The 21,317-nt window shown below is 60.1% G+C and carries 20 protein-coding genes and 1 tRNA gene; 12 read left to right on the top strand and 9 right to left on the bottom strand.

All coding sequences use genetic code 11. The features are described 5' to 3' along the window. Positions 1 to 63 precede the first annotated feature (63 nt). The 3 genes from FHT78_RS22135 to FHT78_RS22125 all read left to right on the top strand — a co-directional run bounded on the left by FHT78_RS22135 (position 64) and on the right by FHT78_RS22125 (position 1,266). Positions 64 to 138, top strand: a tRNA-Val gene (locus FHT78_RS22135). A gap of 114 nt (positions 139 to 252) precedes the next feature. Further along, on the top strand, positions 253 to 669 hold the full coding sequence (locus FHT78_RS22130) for a hypothetical protein (protein WP_183748665.1): 417 nt from the start codon (positions 253 to 255) through the stop codon (positions 667 to 669). Positions 670 to 777: 108 nt separating this feature from the next. After that, the gene (locus FHT78_RS22125) at positions 778 to 1,266 is read left to right on the top strand and encodes a hypothetical protein (RefSeq protein ID WP_183748664.1); all 489 of its coding nucleotides are present in this window, start codon (positions 778 to 780) and stop codon (positions 1,264 to 1,266) included. Positions 1,267 to 1,287: 21 nt separating this feature from the next. Here the strand turns inward: FHT78_RS22125 and FHT78_RS22120 are convergent, their stop codons facing one another. From FHT78_RS22120 to FHT78_RS22110, 3 genes are all read right to left on the bottom strand, one after another. After that, on the bottom strand, positions 1,288 to 2,004 hold the full coding sequence (locus FHT78_RS22120; protein ID WP_183748662.1) for a hypothetical protein: 717 nt from the start codon (positions 2,002 to 2,004) through the stop codon (positions 1,288 to 1,290). A 154-nt stretch (positions 2,005 to 2,158) separates the two neighbouring features. After that, on the bottom strand, positions 2,159 to 2,335 hold the full coding sequence (locus tag FHT78_RS22115; protein ID WP_183748660.1) for a hypothetical protein: 177 nt from the start codon (positions 2,333 to 2,335) through the stop codon (positions 2,159 to 2,161). Between the two features lie 38 nt (positions 2,336 to 2,373). Continuing rightward, complete coding sequence (locus tag FHT78_RS22110; RefSeq protein WP_183748658.1) at positions 2,374 to 2,613, bottom strand: hypothetical protein; 240 nt, start codon at positions 2,611 to 2,613, stop codon at positions 2,374 to 2,376. 367 nt (positions 2,614 to 2,980) lie between these two features. On the opposite strand from FHT78_RS22110, the gene FHT78_RS22105 reads away from it, so the two are divergent. Next, positions 2,981 to 4,075 carry a DUF475 domain-containing protein gene (locus FHT78_RS22105; protein ID WP_183748656.1) on the top strand — a complete coding sequence of 365 codons (1,095 nt, stop codon included), beginning with the start codon at positions 2,981 to 2,983 and terminating at the stop codon, positions 4,073 to 4,075. A 107-nt stretch (positions 4,076 to 4,182) separates the two neighbouring features. Here FHT78_RS22105 and FHT78_RS22100 read toward each other — a convergent pair whose 3' ends face one another. The 6 genes from FHT78_RS22100 to FHT78_RS22075 form a co-directional block, all read right to left on the bottom strand. Then, the gene (locus FHT78_RS22100; protein WP_183748654.1) at positions 4,183 to 4,353 is read right to left on the bottom strand and encodes a hypothetical protein; all 171 of its coding nucleotides are present in this window, start codon (positions 4,351 to 4,353) and stop codon (positions 4,183 to 4,185) included. 281 nt (positions 4,354 to 4,634) lie between these two features. Next, positions 4,635 to 6,152 (bottom strand): tripartite tricarboxylate transporter permease, encoded by a 1,518-nt coding sequence (locus FHT78_RS22095; protein ID WP_183748653.1) that lies wholly within the window; start codon positions 6,150 to 6,152, stop codon positions 4,635 to 4,637. A 92-nt stretch (positions 6,153 to 6,244) separates the two neighbouring features. Further along, positions 6,245 to 6,736: a tripartite tricarboxylate transporter TctB family protein gene (locus tag FHT78_RS22090; protein ID WP_183748651.1), complete on the bottom strand. Its 492-nt coding sequence runs from the start codon at positions 6,734 to 6,736 to the stop codon at positions 6,245 to 6,247. After that, positions 6,733 to 7,677 carry a tripartite tricarboxylate transporter substrate binding protein gene (locus tag FHT78_RS22085; protein ID WP_183748649.1) on the bottom strand — a complete coding sequence of 315 codons (945 nt, stop codon included), beginning with the start codon at positions 7,675 to 7,677 and terminating at the stop codon, positions 6,733 to 6,735. Before FHT78_RS22085 ends, FHT78_RS22090 begins: the two co-directional genes overlap by 4 nt. A 454-nt stretch (positions 7,678 to 8,131) precedes the next feature. Further along, positions 8,132 to 9,196, bottom strand: a complete 1,065-nt coding sequence (locus FHT78_RS22080; protein WP_246715397.1) for an ABC transporter substrate-binding protein — start codon at positions 9,194 to 9,196, stop codon at positions 8,132 to 8,134. A 43-nt stretch (positions 9,197 to 9,239) separates the two neighbouring features. Then, complete coding sequence (locus FHT78_RS22075; RefSeq protein WP_183748647.1) at positions 9,240 to 9,752, bottom strand: GNAT family N-acetyltransferase; 513 nt, start codon at positions 9,750 to 9,752, stop codon at positions 9,240 to 9,242. A 173-nt stretch (positions 9,753 to 9,925) separates the two neighbouring features. Between FHT78_RS22075 and FHT78_RS22070 the strand changes: the two genes are divergently transcribed. The 8 genes from FHT78_RS22070 to FHT78_RS22035 all read left to right on the top strand — a co-directional run bounded on the left by FHT78_RS22070 (position 9,926) and on the right by FHT78_RS22035 (position 21,233). Then, a complete protein-coding gene (locus tag FHT78_RS22070; protein WP_183748645.1) occupies positions 9,926 to 10,510 on the top strand; it encodes a TetR/AcrR family transcriptional regulator in 585 nt (194 codons plus the stop codon). Continuing rightward, complete coding sequence (locus FHT78_RS22065) at positions 10,507 to 10,977, top strand: cupin domain-containing protein (protein ID WP_183748643.1); 471 nt, start codon at positions 10,507 to 10,509, stop codon at positions 10,975 to 10,977. Before FHT78_RS22070 ends, FHT78_RS22065 begins: the two co-directional genes overlap by 4 nt. Positions 10,978 to 11,134: 157 nt before the next feature. Beyond that, positions 11,135 to 11,812 carry a response regulator transcription factor gene (locus FHT78_RS22060; RefSeq protein WP_183748641.1) on the top strand — a complete coding sequence of 226 codons (678 nt, stop codon included), beginning with the start codon at positions 11,135 to 11,137 and terminating at the stop codon, positions 11,810 to 11,812. Continuing rightward, on the top strand, positions 11,809 to 13,191 hold the full coding sequence (locus FHT78_RS22055) for a sensor histidine kinase (RefSeq protein ID WP_183748639.1): 1,383 nt from the start codon (positions 11,809 to 11,811) through the stop codon (positions 13,189 to 13,191). Before FHT78_RS22060 ends, FHT78_RS22055 begins: the two co-directional genes overlap by 4 nt. A gap of 107 nt (positions 13,192 to 13,298) precedes the next feature. Beyond that, positions 13,299 to 16,619: a transglutaminase family protein gene (locus FHT78_RS22050; RefSeq protein ID WP_183748637.1), complete on the top strand. Its 3,321-nt coding sequence runs from the start codon at positions 13,299 to 13,301 to the stop codon at positions 16,617 to 16,619. Between the two features lie 14 nt (positions 16,620 to 16,633). Next, entirely contained in the window at positions 16,634 to 19,051 is a 2,418-nt protein-coding gene (locus tag FHT78_RS22045; RefSeq protein ID WP_183748635.1) for a circularly permuted type 2 ATP-grasp protein, read from the top strand. Continuing rightward, the gene (locus FHT78_RS22040) at positions 19,048 to 19,935 is read left to right on the top strand and encodes a transglutaminase family protein (RefSeq protein ID WP_183748633.1); all 888 of its coding nucleotides are present in this window, start codon (positions 19,048 to 19,050) and stop codon (positions 19,933 to 19,935) included. The genes FHT78_RS22045 and FHT78_RS22040 overlap by 4 nt, the downstream gene beginning before the upstream one ends. Before the next feature lie 113 nt (positions 19,936 to 20,048). Next, complete coding sequence (locus tag FHT78_RS22035; protein WP_183748862.1) at positions 20,049 to 21,233, top strand: TadE/TadG family type IV pilus assembly protein; 1,185 nt, start codon at positions 20,049 to 20,051, stop codon at positions 21,231 to 21,233. Positions 21,234 to 21,317: the final 84 nt, after the last annotated feature.

Below are 21,317 nucleotides of genomic sequence, written 5' to 3'. Positions count from 1 at the left end.
AAAACTTCAAAAAAGCCTATTGACGGCTCCGGAGGTTTTGTGATCTATGCGCCGACATCGGATGGGCGTGTAGCTCAGCGGGAGAGCACTACGTTGACATCGTAGGGGTCACAAGTTCGATCCTTGTCACGCCCACCATCCTAATTCGCTGTAAAGCAAAGGCCTTTCGAGAAATCGAAAGGCCTTTTTAGTTTTGGCGATATGCCTCGTATACCCCCCTCAGAGTTACGTGACGTACCTACCCGAAGTCATGTGGACTTCACCGAAGTCAGGCTTGACCAACAGGTTGCAATGTTGTTTCGCTTTCCCTCATTGGGGGTGCACATGAAAATCACTTCTGGACTGATATTGCTATTGGTGCTGAGCTGGAGCCCGGCTTCCGCAAAGGAAGATATGAAGTTCCGCACGCTGATGGAAAGCAAGCAGACAAGCGTCGTCGAAATGCTGATCGGCGCAGCCGGACTGACACTTTTGTTTGTGAACGACGAACTCAAAGATGCAGGCCAACCGCCGCTATACTGCCCACCGCAAAACCGCGCGATTTCAAACACCGAATATGTTGCCGTTGTGAAGAAATATCTGGAACTGCACCCAGATATCGGCGAGGAAACGTTCCAGGTGTATCCCTATGTCCTACTCACATCGCTCAAGCACATGTATCCCTGCTAACAGGATAAGCGATCGCCGAAACCAAATTCGGACACAGAGCCATGCCATGCGCGATAATGGAGCCTGAGGTGTTGATTCGCCTCGCCAGGACATGGGGTTCAAATCGAAATGAAATTATCTGCGCTTGCCATCGCCGCCTTCTCCACCCTCACTTTTGGTGCTGCAGCACAGGCGGATGACAATTTTCCGGGTGCGCCCGGCGTCATCGCGCTTGGCGGCAAGTGCCAGAAGCTGGTCGTCGCCAAGTTCGACGCAACGAAGGGCTGCAAGGGAGAGCTGGCAAGTGTGACGCTGATCAACGGCACCGTCACCTTCATCTTCACGTCTGATGGCAAGCTGCTGGGCTTCCAGGGCGATGGGAAGGGCATCAAGCCCGCATCCAATGGCAATGCCCGCTTGCCGCTCAGCCTCGTCACCACAGGTGTCGGCAACAAGATGACGGGCGAGGTGAAGGTTGCAGGCTTCTGCACCTTCGGCAATCCCTATGCCGGCAAGCCGACTGCCATCGAATGCACGGCGGAAAGCAAGGATTCGGCCTTCACAGGCAGCTTCCGCACTAGCGGCAAGGCGCCGGCACGGAAAAACGGTGGAAAATAAGAGATCGTTGGACTGACGGCGTCAGGCGCACCAGGAGCCTGAGGCAGAGCCCGGCTTCCTCGCCAGGCCCTCGTCGATAAGACGCGTACCGAAAGAGCGCCCGTCACGCGAAATGACTCGCGGCGCACCACGGTCATCCGGCTTGCCGGCGGCATTCATGTTGAACGGACCGGCATTCAGCAGCGCGAGCAGCCGGGATTTGGCGGCAAAGGCGATCTTCCGTTCGTCTTCACAGCGCGCGCGGTCGACATCCGGGCTCACCATATCAGCGATGACGATCTTCTCACCCTTGTACCAGAAGGTGCCGGCATCGCCGACGCAATTGATATGCTCGCCCTGCCCGCAATATCCAAAGGCCGCTTTAGCCGTTTCCGGAGAGGGCGGGGCAACGGGGGAGATAGAGGCCGGCACGATCTTTGCCGTCGGCACCGGCGCCGAGGGGATCGCCGCAGGTGGCACCGGGTCGTTTGTCTGCCGCGGCTTGGCGGCTGGTGCTGCGACGGCAACCTGTTTCGGCGCTTCCTTGGGCGCTTGAGGCTTGGCTTCAGCCGCCGCGCGGATGACTGCGGCAGGTGCCTTGCCAAGCATCGGGCTGATGCTCTTCCAGTTGTCATAGGCGGCAATGGCGCCCACCGCAGCGATGCCGATCACCATCCAGGGCATCGCGCCGCCGGAGGACGCGCTGCCCTTCCTTTTTGCCGGTGCCTTGCGGCGTCCGCGTGTTGCTGTCTTGGCCATCGATCCGATTCCCTTGAACGGGCCGGATTATCGCTGCCCAATCCTTTCGGAAAGGTTGGCAAGACATGGCCGTGGATCGCTTTCCCGAACCAGAACTGGTCGGAACGAAACGCCCGGCGCATGGCCAGGCGTCTCATTCAACTGTTCCCTGTGTTCAGCAGCCTTGCGCGGGCGAAGGTGCCGCAGCCGGCTTTGCGGTTTGCCCGCCTGGCTGGATGGACGGCGTCTCGCGCTTGCCTATATCGATCCGGCGTTCGGCCGCCTCGCGCACGGCCTGCCACTCATATTCGTGCTGGATGAAGATATCGCGCGGCACAAGATTGATCCTCATTCGTATTTCACCTGTCTCGTCGGTTGCGGAACTGGTTTTCAGCGCACGGGCTTTGCGACGTTTGCATCGTCGCTCTTGATATCGAGCCCGCCCTTGGAAAGATCGCCGCCGGTCATATGTGCCGGCACATGAATGTCGTGGATCGCGCCCGGGGTCAGCGTCAGGTCCACCTGATGCGGGGGCAGAACCTGCGCCCTCTGCATACGGTTTGGTTTGGCCCGCTTCATACGGTCTGACGCTTCCGTGCGCCTATCGGGAACATGGGTCGAATTATGCATCGTCGCCCTCCTTCAGAAGTATCTGAGTGTTTCATCGGCTCAGCTAGGACTGAACGGGTGAGCGCCAGTATGGTTCCAAAGAAATCGGCAACCTTGCCTGACGGCGCTTCTTGACTGGCGCAGCAACTTCACTACCTAGTGAGACACCCGCGGCCTCCAGACATCGGCTGCGGGGGAACCTGGTGCCGGGCCCCTCTGGCGAGAGTTTTTACGGCGCTCTCGTGATGTCGGTACCGCCTGCAAATTAGCCGGCGGATTTTTCATCGATGAAAAAGCTCATCATGCCAATCGCGCATGCCCATTGTGGTATGCGTTTTTCTGCTCTTACCCTGTCCTTCGAACCGGTTTGCGGCTGTGGGGTGCAGCCATGAACCAGCCTCAGTCCCACAAATCCTCGCTCGGCTACTTCCGCTGGGCCTTCATCGTCACGGCGCTCGGCCTCGCGCTCGGCGCCGTTCTCGGCTGGCAGTCGACCGGCACGCTGGGTGGCATGGCCACCGTCTTCTTCATCTGCACGGTGCTCGCCGTGCTGGAGATCTCGCTTTCCTTCGACAACGCCATCGTGAATGCCAACAAGCTGAAAGAAATGACCCCCGTCTGGCAGCATCGCTTCCTGACCTGGGGCATCGTCATTGCCGTCTTCGGCATGCGCATCGTCTTCCCGCTGGCAATCGTCGCCATCGCGGCAAAGATCGGTCCATGGGAGGCGCTCGTGCTTGCGGCACGTGAACCGGCCGAATATGCCCGCATCATGAATGATGCGCATCTGCCGATCGCAGCTTTCGGCGGCACGTTCCTGATGATGGTCGGCCTCACCTACTTCTTCAACCACGAAAAGGAAGTTCACTGGATCGGTTCGCTGGAGCGATTGATGGCTCGCTCGGCAACGATCAAGGGCATCGAGATCGCCTTCGTGCTCCTGCTGATCCTGCTCTTCTCCTATCTCCTGGAAGGAGAGGACGCGACGACCTTCGTCTACTGCGCCATCTACGGTCTGTTGACCTTCCTGGTGGTGGAAGTCATCGGTGGCATCCTCGATGCGTCGCAGCGCGCGATGAGCGAGGCGGCAAAGGGTGGCCTCGGTGCCTTCATCTATCTGGAAGTGTTGGATGCCAGCTTCTCCTTCGACGGCGTCATCGGCGCCTTCGCGCTGACTCAGAATCTCTTCATCATCGCCATCGGCCTTGGCATCGGCGCCATGTATGTGCGCTCCATGACGATCATGCTGGTGGAAAAAGGAACGCTCGCCGAATACCGCTATCTGGAACATGGCGCCTTCTACGCGATCCTGATCCTCTCGGTGATTATGTATGTGCAGACCTTGACGCACATTCCCGAGGTCATCACCGGCCTTGGTGGTGCTGCCCTGATCGGTATCTCGCTCTGGTCCTCGATCCGCTACAACAGGCAGGAGCGGCAGAAGGAAGCGCATGTTCCCGAGCGGGAGCGCCTGCACGCCTGATAGTCAAAAAGCCGCGCGGTCTGGGGCTGCGGCTCGCATACACAAAAAACAAGGCCCGCGACCAACGGTTGCGGGCTCATTCATTCAAAATATGGGTCGGATGCTTCTTAACGGATGACACGGCCGAAGCTTACCGGATCGATACCCAGTTCCTGCAGGTCACGGGCGCGCGGCTTGCGACCGCCTTCAACAGAGGCGCTGACTGCGTTTGCGGCACCGAGCGCTGCAAAGGCGCGTGCCAGGAAACCATTTTGGATCGACTTTCTGATAGCGGACATCTTCTTTTCCTCTCTTTGATTGACCCTTCCTAGGTGGGAAAATCTGCATGCACCTACAATGCGCAGGAAATCACCGCTGCTATGCAAGAAGCGCATATTTCTTTTGCCGGCGAAGAAAAATGCTTGAGGGAAACCGCAGGATGTCAAATTTTAACATTTGAATTCAACAGCTTGAAAAAACCGCCGTTCAGTCTCGAATACAAAAATGACAAATGCCAAAGAAACGGCCGGCCATGTCGCCACGGCCGGCCTGAATTAGGGGTCAGGTTGGTCTTTTTCTTTTAGTCTTCATTTGCCGCCAGCTGAGAGAGAACCTGGCCACGGCCACGCAATCTCAGGATCAGCGGAATGAGGAAGGCAGCGGCAGCAACGATCAGCAGGCCGCAGGCGATCGGCGACATGACGAGCGTCGTCACATCGCCCTGGCTGATCGACAGAGCACGACGAAGCTGCTGCTCGGCCAGTGGCCCGAGAATGAGGCCGACGACGGCAGGCGCGATCGGATAACCGAAGATCCGCATCATGTAACCGAGCAGGCCGAAAGCGAGCAGCATGCCTAGCTCGAAGACCGACGGGTTGGCGCCGATCGTACCGAGCGTGGCAAACAGAAGGATGCCGGCATAGAGCCACGGCTTTGGCACCGTCAGCAGGCGAACCCAGAGGCCGATCATCGGCAGGTTCAGCACCAGAAGCATCGCATTGGCGATAAGCAGGCTGGCGATGAGACCCCAAACGAGCTGCGGATTGGTTGCAAACAGCAGCGGCCCCGGCTGCAGGCCATATTGCTGGAAGCCGGCGAGCATGATCGCCGCCGTCGCAGACGTCGGCAGGCCGAGCGTCAGCAGTGGCACCAGCGTGCCGGCGGCCGAGGCATTGTTGGCGGCTTCAGGGCCGGCAACGCCTTCGATAGCGCCTTGCCCGAATTCCTCGGGGTTCTTCGACAGGCGCTTTTCCGTTGCGTAGGAGAGGAACGTGCCGATTTCCGCGCCACCAGCCGGCATCGCACCGATCGGGAAACCGATGATCGTGCCCCGCAGCCATGGCTTCCACGAGCGCGCCCAGTCCTGCGCATTCATCCAGAGCGAGCCACGCACCGCTTCCACCTTGTCCTCGCCGCGGTTGCCCTGAGCGGCGATATAAAGCGTCTCTCCGATCGCGAACATGGCCACTGCAAGCGTCGTCACCTCGATACCATCAAGCAGGTCGGGGATGCCGAAGGAAAGGCGCGCCTGGCCCGTCTGCTGGTCGATGCCGACCATAGCGAGGGCAAAGCCGATAAAGAGCGAGGTAAGACCACGCAGCGCCGAATCCCCGAAGGCCGAGGAGACGGTGACGAAGGCAAGCACCATCAGCGCGAAATATTCGCGTGGGCCGAAGATAAGGGCGAGCTTCACGATGTAGGGCGCGACGAAGGCAAGGCCGAGCGTCGCGATGAGGCCGGCGACGAAGGAACCGATGGCCGCTGTCGCCAGTGCTGGTCCACCACGGCCCGCACGGGCCATCTTGTTGCCCTCGAGCGCGGTGACGATCGAGGAGCTTTCACCCGGCGTGTTCAGGAGGATCGACGTGGTCGAGCCGCCATACATGCCACCGTAATAGATGCCGGCGAACATGATGAGCGAGCCGCCTGGATCGAGCTTGTAGGTGGCAGGCAGGAGGAGCGCTACGGTGAGCGCCGGGCCGATGCCTGGCAGCACGCCGACGGCGGTACCAAGGGTCACGCCGATGAGGGCGTAGAGCAGGTTGATCGGTTGCGCGGCAACCAGAATGCCCTGCCAGAGGAATTCGAATGTGCTCATGTCTTTGTCCCAAGCGGCGGCTCCTGAGGGGCACTAGGACCGTCCGCGAAAAAAGCAAAAAACCGAGAGCGCCCGATGCGAGGCGAGCGCTGTCAGAAGAACAGATGTTCGAGCGGCCCGGCCGGCAGCATGAGCTGCAGGAGCTGCGAGAAGATCGCCCAGACGATGAAGCTCAGCACGATGCCTACGGGCAGCGAGATCCAGATCTGGCGCTTGCCGAAACCGCGTGCGGTCAGCGCAAAGAGCACACCGGTCGCAATCGAGAAGCCGGCGGTGCGCAAGAGCAGCATCTGCCCGGCAAGGCCTGCGACGATCCAGATGACGGGCGCCACTTCCTGATGCTCACGTTCCGGAAATTCTCCGCGCCAGCTTTCGAATACCGTCCAGATGCCAAGACAGAAGAGGCCGAGGGCGATGGCCTTCGGAACGGTAGACGGACCGATGCGGTCATATTGCGCGATCGTCTTCAGATGCGTGGCATCCCAGAATACGACGCCGGCCAAGGCAATGAGGAAAACGGCAATGATCAGCGCCGCCCAATCGGGGCGGCGCTTCGTTACCGATGCGTGATCGGCTTCGCTCATTGGACGAGACCGATCTCTTTGAGAATGCCTTCGGTGGCAGAGATATCCTTTTCGAGCTGCGCCTTGAAGGCGTCGCCTGCGAGGTAGGTGTCGGCCCAGCCTTTGGTCTTCAGGATTTCCTGCCATGCCGCAGACTTGTGCACCTTGTCGAAGTCGGCGGCGATCGAGGCGACCTCTTCGTCGGTCAGTCCTGGAGCAGCAGCGACCATGCGCCAGTTCTGGATGGAAACATCAGTGCCTGCTTCCTTGAGGGTCGGTGCATCGACGCCGGGGATGCGCGCATCGCTGGAAACGGCAAGCAGGCGAAGCGTACCGGCCTTGACCTGCGATTCGAACTCGCTGTAGCTCGAAATACCGGCCGTAACCTGGCCACCAAGGATAGCAGCGAGCGCTTCGCCACCACCCGAGAAGGCAACGTAGTTGATCTTCGTCGGATCGACGCCGGACGCCTTGGCAATCAAGCCGGCGGTAATATGGTCCGTGCCGCCGGCAGAACCACCGCCCCAGGAAACGGCGCCGGGATCGGCCTTCAGCTTGGTAACCAGATCGGCAAGCGTCTTGATGTCGGACGAAGCCGGAACGACGATGGCTTCATATTCTCCGGTCAGACGAGCGATCGGGGTGACGTCCTTGAGCGTAACGGCCGACTTGTTTGTTAAGAGAGCGCCGACCATGACATAGCCGCCGACGATCAAGGCGTTCGGATTGCCGGCGCTCTGGCTGCTGAACTGTGCGAGACCGATAGAGCCGCCGGCGCCCGGTACGTTCTGAACCTGAACGCTCTTGGAAATGCCTTCCTGCTGCAGCACCGTCTGCAGCGAGCGGGCTGTCTGGTCCCAGCCGCCACCCGGCGCTGCCGGAGCGATGATGGTGTAATCGGCCGCGTAGGCCGGAAGTGCGATGGCTGCTGCCAAAAGGGTTGCGATGAAAGTATGCTTCACGATGTGTCCTCCGTGCTGCGGCTGAGCGAACCGCCAGTGCTCTTTATTTGAAAATGAGGAGAGATCACCGATCGGTGGACGCAATTGTCCTGATAGCGAGCGGAAGTCCTCCCGGAATTCTTCAACTCTCCGCCTCCACGGAGAAGAAGTAGCCCAAGCCATCATATGAAGCTGTCATTTAGCTGACATCGGCGGGATATCCAGTGTGGCAAGACACTTTTTTGCCGCAATCCGGTCGAACCAGTCCGCCGGTTGCTGCATTGTCCGTACCGAACACAGTCCGGAACCACTTACCGGGACCGCATAGGATGCCTAAGATGCATGGGTTGTTCCCTCCCCTACGTGAGAGATGTCAGCCACATATATGACAGCTAATGAATTTGACATTTTCTGGAGAGCGTAGGAAAATGCCTATGCATCCTATGCAGGCCTCGCAATTGCTGGATGTGAGCTTTTACTGCGTGCGCAGCACTTCATTCCAGTGGGCAATCAGCCGAGCCCTCTTCACCTGATCGAGATAGACCATCAAGCCGGGGCTGACTGGCACGGGGCGCAACTGTGCGCCGAGCAGTTCCTGCAACGTATTGGCGGTGTTTTCACCAGCCACTTCCGGGCTGACGGCCGGGATCTGCAGCTCGCGAGCCATGATCGTCTGGCCTTCCTTCGACATGAAGAAGGCGAGGTAACGCCTTCCGAGTTCCGGCTCGGCCGCAGCCTGCGGCACAAGGCCGATGCGAGACATCACGACGGTATAATCCTTCGGCAGCACGATGCCGACATCGGGGTGACGCGAGGCCCAATCGGCTGCGTATGAGCCAAGGATATTGTAACCGAGCACGAAGCGCCCATCAGCCACGCGCTCAAGGATTGCCGAACTCGTGGAATAGAGTTTGACGCCTGCAGCCCCCATCGCGCCGATCACCGACCAGATGTCGCCGAACTGTTCCTGGTCTCGCGCCATGAAAAGAAAGCCGACGCCGGAACGCTCGATGTCATAGGTGCCGATCCGTCCATAGACTTCGTTGCCCTTGCGCTTCAGATAATCGACGAATTCCGCACGCGAACTCGGCACCGTTTCATGGACAAAACTCGGCTTGTGATAGACGAAGACCGCGGGTTCGAAGGTTAGCGCATAGGCCGTGTTGCGCCAGTTTGCCCATTTCGGCCACTGAGCGCTCATCGGCAGATTGCTGACTTGCGCATAGCCGTCGTTAGAAAGCTTCACCTGCAGGTCCATGGCGGAAGAGAAGGCAAAGTCCGCCGTCTTATGGCCGGCATCCGTCTCGCGGACGATCCGATCGTAGATATCGCCGGTCAGCATATCCTCATATTTCACCGCCACATCCGGATTGGCCTCCTGAAAGCCACGGATCATCGGCTGCGCGAGCGGTTCGTCGAGCGAGGAATAGACGGTCAGCACCGGCGCATCGGCATTGCCCGATTGCGCCGGATAGAAGATCGGCTCCGCGGCTGCAAGACAGGGCGCCAGACACAAAAACAGAATGAAAAGGCTCCTCATGAAGAGAGAATGCCTGAGCAGACAGAGTGAAACAAGCAAAGCATCAAAGCTCGCGCTCGAAGAAAACCAAAATTGGCTTGAGATCCTCAGGGACCGCATAATAGGCATCCCGCTCGCGGAAACCCAGCCGACGGTAGAGTTTCTGCGCCGCGATCTGCCGATAGCCGGTGTCGAGCCGCATCACGCCGTAGCCGTCTTCTTTCGCTCGGGCCAGCGAAGCTTCGCAGAGCGCAAGCGCCGCGCCGCTGCCACGCGCCTTCTCGGAAACGAAGAGACGCTTCATCTCCGAAATGCCGGGCGCAATCTCATGCTGCATCACGCAGCCGACGCTTTCTCCATCGAGACGCGCCAGGAACATCGAGCCTTTCGGCCTTGCATGAATGCGGGGCAGTTCCGCGAGCAATGCCTCGAACTTTTCGGGGTTATAGTAAAGTTCGATCTGTCGCCGTTCGGCTGGATAATTGTCGTAGAGCCACTGCCTGAAGGCGCGACTGAGATGCCGCACAGCATCAATCTCTTCCGGAGTTTCGGCAAGCTCGACTGACAGGTCCCCCATCTGCAAAGTCTCCCCACGCAGCCTCTCGACCTTACCATAACGACCTGCATCTCGCCATTGGCATCGCGGAGCGTTGAAAGTGGTCCAGGTCGAAGAGAGCCATTGACAAATCAAAGTCTGATGTCATTATTAGTGACATGAATACACAACTAGTGACAAAATATGAAAGTCCATTGAGGGCTGAGCAGGCACAGGCCACCCGGGAACGTATCCTGGCGGGTGTGCGCACCATGTTCGAACAGGATCCTGATAATGCTCTGAGCTTTGACGAACTCGCTACCGTCTCCGGCGTCAACCGCCGGACGATCTTTCGGCACTTCCCCACCAAGGAGGCGCTGCTGGAGGCTTTCTGGAACGACGCGAATGCCTCGCTCGGCGTCCGTTTCTGGCCGCAAAGCGAAAAAGATCTGACTGAGCTGCCGCCGGCGCTTTTCGCGTCGCTCGACGGTATCGAAGGCATCGTGCGCGCATCGCATGCGAGCGGTGCCGGCCGGCAGATGCGCCTCCAGGCCAATGAGGAACGGCAGGCCGCCTTCCGCAAGAGCCTGGCAGAAGTTTCGAAAGACTTAGTGCCGGAACGCGCAAGGCAGCTGGAGGCCGCCGTGCAACTGCTGTTCAGTGCCACCGCCTGGCAAACGATGAAAGATTATTGGGGCTTCTCCGGCGAGGAAGCCGGCAAGGCCGCCGCATGGGCAATAGAAGCCCTGCTCGATGCGGCAAGGAGAGACGGGCTAAACAGGACGAAAGAACCGAAATGAATACCAACAGCTCAGCAAAAGTCCATCCGCTGGCCGCCGCCAATACCTTCTGGGTCATGGGCGACCAGGTCCGCAAGCGCGGCAAGCTCGAAGGCACGGCCTTCAATGTCGTCGATGTCATCATTCCCCCCGGCAGCGGTACGCCGCCGCACACCCATGCCTCGCCGGAAATCTTCCGCATCCTGGAAGGCACGGTGCGCATCTGGAGCATGGTTGACGGAAAGCCAGTCGAAACCGATGCTGTCGCCGGCGATGTCGTGACCATTCCAGCCCACGCACCGCATGCCTACCAGAATGCCAGCCCGGTCCAGGCCGTCATGATGTCAATCGTCGATGACGAGATGATCGCCTTCTTCGAAGCCGCCGCATCGAACGAAGCTCCGAAAGGGCAACCGACGCCGGAAGCGATCGGCCGCATCATGAGCCTGACCGCCAGCCACGGCATCAACATTCTTCAGGCAGCCTGATCAACCTTCTTGTGTGAACGGAGCGCCACTCTCCTCGCCAGACGAGTCGAGGGGAGTGGATACGCCTTGGGATCTTCCGTTCACCAAGTCCCAGAATCGCTGTGACAGCCGGTTGCCATCCCTGATAAACTCCCCGAAAAATCGAGGAAAAGATCCGTTGCGCATCCTGCTTACCGAAGACAATATCGCGCTGGCCGATGGCCTGTCGGCGATCTTGCGCGGCACGGGTCATGCCGTCGATGTCGTCCATGACGGAGCTTCGGCCAATGCGGTGATCGCAGCGGAAAATTTCGATCTGATCATCCTCGATCTGAACTTGCCCGAGATGGATGGGCTCGATGTGCTGCGCGCCATGCGCGCCCGCGGCAGCCGGGCTGCCGTCCTCATCCTGACGGCCCGCGGCTCGCCGGAAGAACGTGTGAAAGGGCTGGATCTCGGCGCCGACGACTATCTCATCAAACCTTTCGACATTGCCGAATTCGAGGCGCGCGTCCGCGTGCTGCTGCGCCGCCAGGCGGGATTGCATTCCTCGACCATCAGTTTCGGATCGATCTCGCTCGATCTCAATTCCCGCGCCTTTTCTGCAGGCGCCACGCCGCTCGATATTCCCGCCCGCGAACTCGGCCTGCTCGAAATCCTCTTCATGCGTGCCGGCAAGGTCGTCGCCAAGGAGGCAATCATGCAGTCGCTGACCGCTTTCGATGACGACATATCGGCCAATGCCATCGAGCAATATGTCAGCCGCCTGAGAAAGAGGCTTTCGCCGCATGGCCTGACAGTCAAGACTGCCCGCGGCATCGGCTATTATCTCGATAAACTGCCCGAGGCCCCATGACGGCAGCCTATTCGCTCCGGCGCCGGTTGCTTTTCTGGCTGCTCGTCTCGACTGCCGTTATCGGCACGCTGGCACTCGCCGATACCTGGCGCGAGGCCGTGCAGACCTCGAATATCGTTTCCGACCGCGTGCTCGCAGGTTCCGCGCTCGCCATTGCCGAACGTGTCGTCGTTGCCGAAGATGGCACACTTGAGGTCGATATTCCCTATGTCGCGCTGGAAATGCTGACTTCGGCGGCACAGGATCGTGTCTTTTACCGGGTTGACGGCCCACCCGGAGATTTCATCACCGGTTACCAGGCGCTTCCCGTACTGAAGGAAACGCAGGGCGATACGGCTGCCTTTGCTGACGACATCTTCCGCGGCGAGCCGATCCGTGTCGCGACATTGAGGCGCTCCGCCTCGACCGGCATCCGCTCCGTGCCCTTTGTCGTCACCGTCGCCGAAACCACCATTGCCCGCCGTCACCTGGCGCGGGCAATTCTCGTCCGCTCAGCGCTGCGTCTTGCGCTAATGATTGCCGGCGCGGCCGTCATCGTCTGGATTTCCGTTACAGTGGCGCTGCGGCCGCTCTACAAGCTCGGCGATGCCATCGGCGAACGCAGCCCCGACGACCTGCACCCGATCGAGCAATCCGTGCCGAGCGAGGTGCAGCCGCTCGTCGATACTGTCAACTCCTTCATGGTGCGCCTGCAATCGGCTCTCGATGCGCTGCGCAATTTCACCGGCAATGCCAGCCATCAGCTGCGCACCCCGCTTACCATCATCCGCACGCAGCTTGCCCTATCCGCCCGCGCCGGCTCCCTGGATGAGGCACAGCACGCTGCCCTCAAGGGCGATCAAGCCGTTGCCCATGCCGAGCGCATCCTTGCGCAGCTTCTGCTCATGGCCAAGATCGATGCCGCCACCGCCAAGGAAGCACTGACGGCCTCGGCCATCGATCTTGCCGCCATCGCCCAGGAGATAACCGGCGAGCAGATCCCGCGTGCTGCCGAAGCCGGCATCGATCTCGGCTTCGAGGGTGAAGGCCCTGCCATGATCCGCGCCGAACCGCTGCTGATCGGCGAAATGCTGCGCAATCTTGCCGGCAACGCCATTGCCTATGCCGGCCAGGGCGCAGAAGTGACCGTGCGGATCCTTGAAGATGCCGAGACGGTGCGGCTGGAGGTCGAGGACAACGGCCCGGGCATTCCACCCGAAAAGCTCGAAGCGGTCAGAAAGCGTTTCTCGCGCGGCAGTGAATCCGGTGCGCCCGGCGCTGGTCTCGGCCTGCCGATCGTTGAGGAAATCGCCCATCTTTTCAACGCTAGACTGACACTCATCCCCGGCCGCGGCGGCAGGGGCTTGAAGGCGTCGGTGACCTTCAACAGAGCCGCCTGAACGTCATCCCCGCGTTAACCTTTCTGCCTTGCATTCTTTCGCTGCATTGCACACACTGGCTTTGGGAACAGCTAAGCCGATCAACGGCGCGCGGACAAAAGAGCAATATGTCGATCAAAGCCAGCATCTATCATCTGACCCATTATCAATATGACAAACCGGTCCGCCTCGGCCCACAGATTATCCGCCTGAAGCCTGCCTCGCATTCGAAGACGCGGGTGCTGAGCCATTCGCTGAAGGTTACGCCGTCGAACCATTTCGTAAACCTGCAGCAGGATCCATACGGCAACTACCTCGCCCGCTTCGTCTTCCCCGACCCGGTGACCGAATTCAAGATCGAGGTCGATCTCGTCGCCGACATGACAGTTTACAATCCCTTCGACTTCTTCGTCGAAGAGGAATCGACGATGTGGCCTTTCGACTATCCAGAAACGATCCGTGAAGACCTGTCGATATACATGAAGCCGGATGAGCCCGGCCCGCGTCTGAAGGCCTTCCTCGAAACGCTCGACCGCTCAGTGCAGAAGACCGTCGATATGGTCGTCGGCCTTAACATGCGCTTACAGCAGCAGATCGGCTATGTGATCCGCATGGAGGCCGGCGTCCAGACACCGGAGGAGACGCTCGAAACTGCCAAGGGCTCTTGCCGCGACACGAGCTGGCTGCTCGTCCAGATATTGCGGCACCTCGGCCTCGCCGCGCGCTTCGTCTCCGGTTATCTCATCCAGCTTACCCCGGACCTCAAGGCGCTCGATGGGCCCTCTGGTACGGAATATGATTTCACCGACCTCCATGCCTGGGCGGAAGTCTATCTTCCCGGTGCCGGCTGGATCGGCCTCGACCCGACCTCAGGCCTTTTGACAGGTGAAAGCCATATCCCGCTTGCGGCTACGCCGCATTACCGCAACGCCGCGCCGATATCAGGCGGCTATTTCGGCGAAGCCGAGACTGAATTCGCCTTCGACATGAAGGTTGCCCGCGTCGCCGAACATCCGCGCATCACCAAACCCTTTTCCGACGACGCCTGGGACCAACTCAACGAACTTGGCGAAAAGGTCGACCGCATCCTCGAAGCCGAAGACGTGCGCCTCACTATGGGTGGCGAACCGACCTTTGTCTCCATCGACGATTTCCAGTCTGATGAATGGAACACCGAAGCCGTCGGCCCGACGAAGCGCGAAAAGGCGGACGCCTTGATCCGCCGGCTGCGCGCCCGTTTTGCTCCAAATGGCTTCCTGCACTATGGCCAAGGCAAGTGGTATCCGGGCGAAAGCCTGCCGCGCTGGACCTTCTCGCTCTACTGGCGCAAGGATGGCCTGCCGATCTGGTCGAATGACAATCTCGTTGCCACTGAAGGCCGCAACTATCAGGTCACCGAGGACGATGCCGGCCGGCTGCTGACTGCGATCGCAGGCGAACTGGACATTTCATCTGATTATGTCGCCCCCGCCTTCGAAGATCCGGCCGAATGGCTGGTCAAGGAAGCAAACCTTCCGGAAAACGTAGACCCATCGAATTCAAAGTTGAAGGATGCCGAGGAACGTACACGCATCGCCCGCGTCTTCGATCGCGGCTTGACCCGCCCCACCGGCTATGTTCTGCCCGTTCAGGCTTGGAATGCGCGCGCCAACGGCCGCAACTGGATGAGTGAGAAATGGTCGACGCGGCGCGGCCGCATTTTCCTCGTCCCAGGCGATAGCCCGGTCGGCTACCGCCTGCCGCTCAATTCGCTCGCCTATATCCCACCCTCGCAATATCCCTACATCAACCCGCTGGATCCCTTCGTGCAGCGGCCCGAACTGCCGGATTTTGGTCAGGACAGCGGGCGTCCGCTGCAGGCTGCGCACTTCCAGCCCTTCACCGGTCAGCAGCCGACCATGCCTCAGTCCGCCAACGAGATCGGCGGTTACGTCCGCACCGCAATTTCCGTCGAGCCCCGCGACGGTCGCCTCTGCGTGTTCATGCCGCCAACAGAGACGCTCGAAGATTATCTCGATCTCATCGCCTCGACCGAACGCGCCGCCGCCGCTCTCGGCCTTGCCGTCCATATCGAAGGCTATGCACCGCCGCAGGATGAGCGCATCAACGTCATCCGCGTGGCACCCGACCCTGGCGTCATCGAGGTCAATATTCATCCTTCCTCGACATGGAAGGAAACGGTCGACATCACCACCGCCATCTACGAGGAAGCGCGGGAGAGCCGCCTCGGCGCCGACAAATTCATGATCGACGGCCGACACACCGGCACCGGCGGCGGCAACCATGTCGTCGTTGGCGGCAGCAATCCGAACAACAGCCCTTTCCTGCGCCGTCCCGATCTCCTGAAGAGCCTGGTGCTGCACTGGCAGCGCCATCCATCCCTCTCCTATCTCTTCTCCGGCCTTTTCATCGGCCCGACCAGCCAGGCGCCGCGTATCGACGAAGCACGCCACGACAGCCTCTACGAATTGGAAATCGCGCTCGCGCAGATTCCGGCGCCCGGTCGCGGCCTGCAGCCCCTGCCCTGGCTGGTCGACCGCCTGTTCCGCAACCTCTTGATCGACGTGACCGGCAATACGCACCGGGCCGAAATCTGCATCGACAAGCTCTTCTCTCCAGATGGGCCAACCGGTCGCCTCGGCCTCGTCGAGTTCCGTGGCTTCGAAATGCCGCCGAATGCCCGCATGTCGCTCGCCCAGCAATTGCTGGTGCGTGCGCTGATTGCCCGCTTCTGGATGAGGCCGGCCGATGGCAAGTTCGTCCGCTGGGGCACCTCGCTGCATGACCGTTTCATGCTCCCGCATTATGTCTGGCAGGATTTCCTCGATGTACTCGCGGACCTCAGCGAAAACGGCTTCGACCTGAGCCCCGAATGGTTCAAGGCACAGCTCGAATTCCGCTTCCCCTTCTGCGGCGAAGTCGAATACGAAGGCTCAAAACTGGAACTGCGGCAAGCGCTGGAACCCTGGCATGTCATGGGTGAGCAAGGCGCGATCGGCGGCACGGTGCGTTATGTCGATTCGTCGGTCGAGCGCCTGCAGGTCCGCCTCGAAACCGGCAATGCCTCGCGCTATACCGTCACTTGCAACGGTCGGATCGTGCCTTTGACGCCGACAGGCACATCAGGCGTTTCCATCGCCGGCGTGCGTTTCAAAGCCTGGCAGCCAGCTTCCGGTTTACATCCGGTACTGCCGGTGAATACGCCTTTGACTTTTGACATTTATGATACATGGTCGAAACGTTCTATTGGCGGCTGCATCTATCACGTTGCCCATCCGGGCGGGCGGAACTATGACACCTTCCCGGTCAATGGCAACGAGGCGGAAGCGCGCCGACTCGCCCGCTTCGAACCGTGGGGACACACGGCGGGCGGTTATATTCCGCGCGCCGAGGCGGTCTCGCCTGAATTCCCGCTCACGCTGGATCTGAGGCGGCCCGCCGGAATTTGAAGAAACTGGGTCTGATGGGCAAGAAGCCTGCACTGGAACTGAGGGACGAAATCGAAGAACCGGCCGGCGGGGATGCGGTCTTCGACTATGAGCCCTTGCCCGGCATCGCCGACGAGATGGTGGACAATAACGGCACCATCCGCCCGGTCTGGCAGCGCTTCCTCGCCCATCTGAACATCATGCCGGAAAAAGATCTGGCCGAGCGGTTCGCCCGCGCCGACCGCTACCTGCGCGACGCCGGCGTTTTTTATAGGGCTTACGGCGCCAAGGGCAGTGGCGAGCGTGCCTGGCCGCTCTCCCACATTCCGGTGCTGATCGACGAGCGTGAATGGCAAGCTCTTTCCGCAGGTCTCGTGCAGCGTGCCAATCTCCTCGAAGCGATGGTTGCCGATATCTACGGCGACAACAGGCTCGTCGAGGAGGGCATCGTTCCGCCCGCCCTCATTGCTGCCAATCCGGAATTCCAGCGACCTCTGGTCGGCGTAAAACCGGCAACCGGGCACTATCTGCATTTCTGCGCCTTTGAGATCGGCCGTGGCCCTGACGGTAATTGGTGGGTACTTGCCGACCGCACGCAGGCGCCTTCGGGCGCCGGCTTCGCACTGGAAAATCGCGTGGCGACCACCCGCGCCTTTTCCGATATTTACGCCGAAACGCCGGTTCACCGCCTCGCTTCCTTCTTCGGCGCCTTCCGAGACGCGCTGCAGACGATGAAACATTCGGGCGACGACCGCATCGCGGTTCTGACCCCCGGCCCGGCCAACGAAACCTATTATGAACACGCCTATATTGCCCGCTACCTCGGCTTCATGCTGCTGGAAGGCGAAGATCTGACTGTCGTCAACGGCCGCGTCATGGTGCGCACCGTCGCCGGTCTGAAGCCGATTGGCGTGCTGTGGCGACGTCTCGATTCTGCCTATGCCGATCCGCTGGAATTAAATCAGAACTCGCATATCGGCACGCCCGGCCTTGTAGAGTCGTTGCGCGCCGAAACCGTCACCATCGTGAACGCGCTCGGCACCGGCGTTTTGGAAACGCGCGCCCTGCTCGCCTTCATGCCCGCCGTCTGTCGCCAGCTGCTGGGCGAAGATCTGCGCCTGCCGTCCATTGCCACGTGGTGGTGCGGCCAGAAGGACGAGCGTGACCACGTGGCTGCCAATATCGAGAAGATGGTGATCGGCCCGGCCTATTCCCGCGCGCCCTTCTTCGATGACAGCGGCGAATCCGTCCTCGGCTCGTCGCTACGCGCCACCGCAAAGAATTCGATTGCAGACTGGCTGACAAGCGACGGTGCAAAGCTCGTCGGTCAGGAAGTCGTCACGCTCTCGACTACACCCGCCTGGGTCAACGGCAAGCTGACGCCGCGGCCGATGTCGTTGCGCGTATTCGCCGCCCGTACCGCCAACGGCTGGCAGATCATGCCCGGCGGCTTTGCCCGCATCGGTTCCGGAGACGATGTCGCCGCCATCGCTATGCAATCCGGTGGCGCAGCGGCCGATGTCTGGATCGTCAGCGACAAGCCGGTCGAGCGCCACACTCTTCTGCCGGCCGAAGGCAGCTTCACCCGCAACATGCCGGGCAGCCTGCCGAGCCGCGCAGCCGACAACCTCTTCTGGCTGGGCCGCTATATCGAACGCGCCGAAGGAGCGCTGCGCATCCTGCGCGCCTGGCACGCACGCTACGCCGAGGCAGCCGACCCGAACCAGCCGCTGCTTGCCGACGTCACCAATTATCTTGCCGCCGTCGATATCGACACCGCCGAGCCGGTGCCGGAATCGCTGCTGCGCAATATTGACAGCGCCGTCTATTCGGCGAGCAATATCCGAGATCGCTTCTCGCCGGACGGATGGCTGGCGCTGAACGATCTTGCCAAGACCGCCCGCCGCTTCCACTCGACTATCACCGCCGGTGACGATGCCAGCCATGCGATGACCATCCTGTTGCGCAAGCTCGCGGGCTTTGCCGGTCTCGTGCATGAAAACATGTACCGCTTCACAGGCTGGCGCTTTCTCTCGCTTGGCCGATACATCGAGCGCGGTCTGCACATGACGCGGCTTCTCGGCCATATGTCCGGCCCGGAAGCGCCCGACGGCGCGCTCGACATGCTGCTCGAGATCGGCGACAGCGTCATGACCCACCGCCGCCGCTACAACGTCAACACCGCGCGGCTGACCGTCACCGATCTCCTGGCGCTCGATCCTCTCAATCCGCGCTCGATCCTCTTCCAGATGAACGAGATCCATCGGGAGGTCGAGCAGCTTCCGAACGCCTTCATGAACGGCCAGATGTCGCCCTTCTACCGCGAGGCGATGCGCCTGCATTCGGGCCTCGCCGTCATGACTCCGGAGACGATGAGCGGTGAGGTCTATCACCGGCTGGAGCGTGAACTGGAACAGCTCTCCGACCTTCTGGCGCAGACCTATCTCGGATGACGGCCGTGCTCTACGATCTCACTTTGCATATGGGCTATGCCTACGACACGCCGGCGTCAGGTGCGCGCCATATCATGCGCCTCATGCCGCTCTCGCTGGCAAACCGCCAGCGGCTTGTCGCAGGCTCGATCAGCATTTCGCCGCAGCCGGACGAACAGTCGCATTTTGTCGATTTCTTCCAGCATCCGGCAACATCCTTCCTGCTGCGCTCGCCGCATGAAACGCTCGACATCCGCATGCAGGCCCGCGTGCAGGTCGAAAGCCAGGTCGTGTCGGCGGACTTCTCGCCGTTGCTGGCCGACCTGCCGGAGGAAGTTGCCGGAATCTGGTCGCTCGATTCTGGATCGCCCCACCATTTCCTTGGCGACAGTCCGCGCCTGACGGAAACCAAGGCGATCAGCGAATATGCAAAGACCTGTGTCCAACCCTCGCTGACAGTCATGCAGATCGCCTATGCGCTTTGCGCCCGCATCAACAAGGATTTCACCTACGATCCGGAAGCCACGACCGTCGATACGACGCCGTTCGAAGCCTTCAAGCTGAAACGCGGCGTCTGCCAGGACTTCACCCATGTGATGATCCTCGCGCTGCGCAGCCTCGGCATTCCCGCCGGCTACGTCTCCGGCTTCCTGCGCACCATCCCGCCGCCGGGCAAGGAGCGGCTGGAAGGGGCTGATGCCATGCATGCCTGGGTCCGCATCTGGTGCGGCGAGACGGTCGGCTGGATCGAACTCGATCCGACCAACAATATCCCTGCTGGAACCGACCATATCGTCGTCGCATACGGCCGCGACTACGCCGATGTCGCACCCGTTATCGGTGTGCTCAAGAGCTACGGCAGCCAGCGTTCCGTGCAGGCAGTGGACGTAATTCCACTCAAATAATCCCGAAATGGGAAAAAACAGCCACTGCCTACAATTTTAAATACTGGCTTTAGCACCCATTAGAGTCATCTGGTCCATCAAGAGCCAAATAGGGCTCCTTTGAACCGGTGGACATGATGAACACCTTGCATTCGCTTCTTGATCGGCTGCGGCGCGACCGTGGCGGCAATTTCGGTATGATGACGGCAATATTGCTGCCGGTGCTCATCGGTGCCGCAGGCTTCGCGATTGATACCATGAACATCATGGCTTCGCAGCGCCAGCTTCAAGAAGCAGCCGACGCCGGAGCTCTTGCAGCAGCGTCCGCACTTTCTGCCGGCAAAGTCACCACCGACGATCAGGCAAAGACCCTCGCCAAGGATTTCGTGATCGGCCAGATGGCAAACCATGTCGATGCGGCAACTATCAGTGCTTTGGAAACATCGACGGCCGTGAGCATCAACACGACAACCTCGTCAGGCGGCAAAAGCTACAAGATCTCGGTCAATGCGTCCTATCCGCTGAGCCTGACACCATTCATGAACGTGCTAGGATTCAAAACGTCCAATATAGCGGCGGCAGGCACCTCAACCGGCGGGATCAGCCAGGAGCGTAGCGCGGTTTCCATGACGCTCGTTCTCGACGAATCCGGCTCGATGCTCGCAAATACCGGCACCAAGATTGTGCCGACAACGAGTTGCAAGCAATACAATACCAGCGGTCAGTCGATCGGTACGAAGAGCCCGTGCTATATTAAGAAAATTGAGGCATTGAAGACGGCTGCCAACCTCCTTCTCGATCAGTTGGACAAGGCCGACCCGCAATCCAAATACGTTCGCACCAACGCAATCGCCTGGAGCGGCAGCATCCAGGACTCTAATAGCTTCAACTGGGGCACTTCCAAGACGAGGACCGAAGTCATCAATACGATGTCGGCAGGCGGCAACACGGAATCGTCAGTGCCGATGGAGAAAGCCTATAATGGCCTGAATTCGACAGGCGGAGGCTCGGAGTCGAAAATTCAGGCTGATGCCGGCAACAACAAGCTAACGAAATATATCGTCTTCATGACGGACGGTGAAAACAACAATTCTGCGTCCGACACAAAGACGCTGGCCACCTGCGCCAATGCCAAAAAGGATGGGATCAAAATCTATTCGATCGCATTCATGGCCCCCGAAGCGGGAAAAAACCTCCTGAGCACGTGCGCCAGTGGCCCTACCTACTACTTCCAGGCAGAAAGTATGAACGACCTTATTGCCGCCTTCCAGGCCATTGGGCAGAACGCGGCGGCCGACAAAACCCTGCTGACGCAGTAATCAAAGCCCCCGTTCTCACAATCAAAAAGCCGCTCTCGGAACAAACCAGGGCGGCTTTTCGTTTGAACGTTACTCCGCTCATCA

The organism is Rhizobium sp. BK196 (genome assembly GCF_014193255.1).
In the GTDB taxonomy this organism is placed as follows: domain Bacteria; phylum Pseudomonadota; class Alphaproteobacteria; order Rhizobiales; family Rhizobiaceae; genus Rhizobium.
This window is presented reverse-complemented; position numbering and strand designations above follow the sequence as displayed.